5 protein-coding genes are annotated in these 3,169 nt (G+C 65.3%); 4 read left to right on the top strand and 1 reads right to left on the bottom strand.

Translation table 11 applies throughout. From position 1 onward, the window contains the following. The 3 genes from ACREE8_RS25010 to ACREE8_RS25020 form a co-directional block, all read left to right on the top strand. Nucleotides 1-358: phytoene desaturase family protein (locus ACREE8_RS25010; protein WP_431575741.1), on the top strand; the 358-nt coding region annotated here is incomplete at its 5' end. Then, nucleotides 355-1,542 carry an aminomethyltransferase family protein gene (locus ACREE8_RS25015; protein WP_431575742.1) on the top strand — a complete coding sequence of 396 codons (1,188 nt, stop codon included), beginning with the start codon at nt 355-357 and terminating at the stop codon, nt 1,540-1,542. The genes ACREE8_RS25010 and ACREE8_RS25015, both read left to right, overlap by 4 nt. A 164-nt stretch (nt 1,543-1,706) precedes the next feature. After that, nucleotides 1,707-2,342 carry a TetR family transcriptional regulator C-terminal domain-containing protein gene (locus ACREE8_RS25020; RefSeq protein ID WP_431575743.1) on the top strand — a complete coding sequence of 212 codons (636 nt, stop codon included), beginning with the start codon at nt 1,707-1,709 and terminating at the stop codon, nt 2,340-2,342. A 19-nt stretch (nt 2,343-2,361) separates the two neighbouring features. Here the strand turns inward: ACREE8_RS25020 and ACREE8_RS25025 are convergent, their stop codons facing one another. Next, nucleotides 2,362-2,670: a DUF1330 domain-containing protein gene (locus ACREE8_RS25025; RefSeq protein WP_431575744.1), complete on the bottom strand. Its 309-nt coding sequence runs from the start codon at nt 2,668-2,670 to the stop codon at nt 2,362-2,364. A gap of 131 nt (nt 2,671-2,801) precedes the next feature. On the opposite strand from ACREE8_RS25025, the gene ACREE8_RS25030 reads away from it, so the two are divergent. After that, on the top strand, nt 2,802-3,169 hold a 368-nt coding region (locus ACREE8_RS25030; RefSeq protein WP_431575745.1), incomplete at its 3' end, for a TauD/TfdA dioxygenase family protein.

A 3,169-nucleotide genomic window follows, 5' to 3' on the forward strand; every position in this document is an offset into this window, starting at 1 on the left:
GCCGCCCGACCAGGCCCGCGCCCAGGTGTTCGAGCGCGGCCTCGACATGGTGGAGCAGGCGGCACCCGGTACGCGGAAGCTCGTGCGCGCCGCCGAGACCCTGACGCCGCAGGACCTCGAGACCCAGTTCGGGCTATCGGGCGGCCAGTGGCATCAGGGCGAGGTGACGCTCGACCAGGTGTTCTTCCTGCGGCCGGCCGCGAGCTTCCAGCGCTACCGCATGCCGATCCCCGGCCTCTGGCTCTGCGGCGCCGGCGCCCATCCGGGCGGCAATGTCTCGGGGGCCGCGGGCGCCAATGCCGCGCGCGAGATCCTCAAGGACGTGAAGGCGCGGAAAGACGGAAGGGCCGCGGCATGACCCACGTCCAGTATCTGAAGCCCTTCCGGAAAGAGACGCCCTTCCATGCGGCGATCGATCCGCTCATGCAGGGCAATGGCTGGGTGCGCTGGCAGGGTTATTACTCGCCGGCCTTCTATGACAGCGAGCAGTCGGAATATTTCGCGACCCGCCATGGCGCCTCGGTTTATGACGTCTCGCCGCTGATCAAATATTCGATCACCGGCAAGGACGCGGCGCGCTTCGCCAATTTCCTGGTGACGCGTGACCTGACCAAGATCAAGCCGATGACGGCGGCCTACACCGCCTGGTGCGACGATGACGGCAAGATGCTCGAGGAGGGCACGATCTTCCGGCTGGGCGAGAACGAGTTCCTGCTCAACGCCGCGCTGCATCAGCTCCATTGGCTGGGCGACGCCGCTTATGGCTTCGACGTCAAGATCGAGGAGGTGTCGGAGACGCTGGCGGGCCTGTCGCTGCAGGGGCCCAATGCGCGGGTGATTCTCCAGGCGATGGGTGTCAAGGGCATCGAGACGCTGCCGCATTTCGGCATCATGGAGACCCAGCTCGACGGCAAATGGCTGCGCATCGACCGTGCCGGCTTCACCGGCGATCTGGGCTATGAGATCTGGGTGAAGCCCCAGGACGCGCTCTGGCTTTGGGAGGCGCTGTTCCGGGTCGGCACGCCGCACAAGATCGCACCCATGGGCAGCCTCGCCCTCGACATGGTGCGGATCGAGGCCGGTTTCATCCTGGTCGATGTGGATTATATCGGCGCCAAGCATGCGATCCGCCCGACCGCCGCGGTCTCGCCCTTCGAGGCCGGCATCGGCTGGTGCGTGGGCTTGAAGAAGGACAGCTATTTCGTCGGCAAGCGCGCGCTCGCGGCCGAGAAGGAGAAGGGCTCGCGCCATATCCTGATCGGGATCGAGATCGAGGGTCGCAAGCCCGCCCCTGGCGCCTTCCTCTATGCCGACAAGCCCGGCAAGACCGAGCTCGGCCTCACCACCTCGGCCATGTGGTCGCCGCATCTGAAGAAGAACCTCGCCTTCGCCAAGGTCCCGCCCGCCTACGCCAAGCCCGGCACCGAGATGTGGATCGAGATCTGGCACGGCAAGGAACAGAAGATCGAGCGCTCGATGGTCAAATGCTGGGCGCGCAACCGCATGTTCTTCGACCCCCCGCGCAAGAAGGCGATGGCGTAGGAGCGGAAACGCTGATGCGTTGACTCTTTCCTCTCTCCCACAAAGTGGGAGAGTTGTCTGAGGGGACTTGCGGAGAGGCTTCAGTATTTCCTCGCCCCCTCCCCTTGCGGGAGGGGGTAGGGGGAGGGGTCGCTGACAGGAAACTCCGCACATCAAGAAAGACGATGCCCAAGAAACCCACCCGCCGTACCGCCCGCCCCAACGATTCCATCCGTGACCGCCGCCGGCGCGAGCTGGTCGACGCGACTGTCTCGGTGATCGCGACCCACGGCTATGCCGGCACCACGGTCGCGCGCGTGGCGAAGCAGGCCAGCCTCTCCGTCGGGCTGATGAACTTCCATTTCAAGTCGATCGACAAGCTGTTCGACGAGACCTTCCGCTTCATCTCGACCGAATATGACGATGTCTGGCGCGAGGCGATGGCCAAGGTCGCCGGCGCCCCGCCTGCCGACCGCCTCAGAAGCATGATCGAGGCCTATTTCGATCCGCGCATCTTCACCCACCGCAAGCTCGCGGTCTGGTTCGCCTTCTGGTCGGACGCAAACTTGCGCGATCGCTATCGCTCGCTGGTCCTGCGCGTCGAGCGCCGCTACAGCCGCGAGGTCGAGCGCACTGTCACGGAGCTCGCCAAGGAGCAGGGGATCGCCGCCGCAGACGCGAAGGTCATGGGCACCTCGCTCACGGCCATGATCGACGGCCTCTGGCTGCAATTCATGCTGAGCCCGCGGACGGCGGATCGCCGCTATGCAATCAGAGCCTGCCTGGGGATGGTTGGGCAGTGGTTTTCGAAGGTAGGCTAGGCCAGCAACCTCGGTAGCCTTACGACCCGGCATACCCAAATGCCACTCCCTCGATGAAGATCAGCCGCCGCCGCAGCGCGTCCTTGCTGATCTTGCGCGGCTCGGCATAGTCCGCGGAGTCATACCAGGCTTTGGCCTGCGCCATCGACGGGAACTCTAGCACGACGATCATCTTCGCCGGCGGCCCGCCCTCGACGACCTCGCTGGCGCCGCCGCGCACGAGATAGCGCCCGCCATGCTTGGCGATGGTGGCCGGGGCGAGGGCGCGGTAGCGCTCGAACAGGACCGGGTCGCGGGGTTCGATCTCGGAAATGACATAGGCGGCCATGGTTTTCTCGCTGGTGGGAGAAGCTGTATCAGCTTAGGACTGGCGCTGCGGGCGGGCCAGGGCGCGTCGCGTTCGGCCCGTGGACGCCCGGTCTTTCTCCCCACAAACCGCCTGGCCTATAATCGCGCATCATGACCCAGCCCCAGCCCTATAAGCGCTTCCAGCTCCGCCCCATGGCCGGTGCGCTCGGCGCCGACATTTCCGGTATCGATCTGGCGACGCTCGACGACGCGGCCTTCGCCGAGCTGCAGCGCGCCTTCGCCGACTATCTGGTCCTCCATATCCATGACCAGCATCTGACGCCCGAGCAGCATGTCGCGCTCACGCTTCGTTTCGGGCCGACAACGCGTTCGCCCTACATCAAGCATATGGAGGAGCATCCGGACATCATCGCCGTGCTCAAGGAGGCCGACGAGGCCAAGATCAGCACCTTCGGCAATGCTTGGCATTCGGATTTCAGCTTCCTCGAGGAACCGCCCCTGGGCTCGCTGCTCTATGC

The sequence above is a fragment of the Hypericibacter sp. genome, assembly GCF_050729195.1.
GTDB lineage: Bacteria > Pseudomonadota > Alphaproteobacteria > Dongiales > Dongiaceae > Hypericibacter.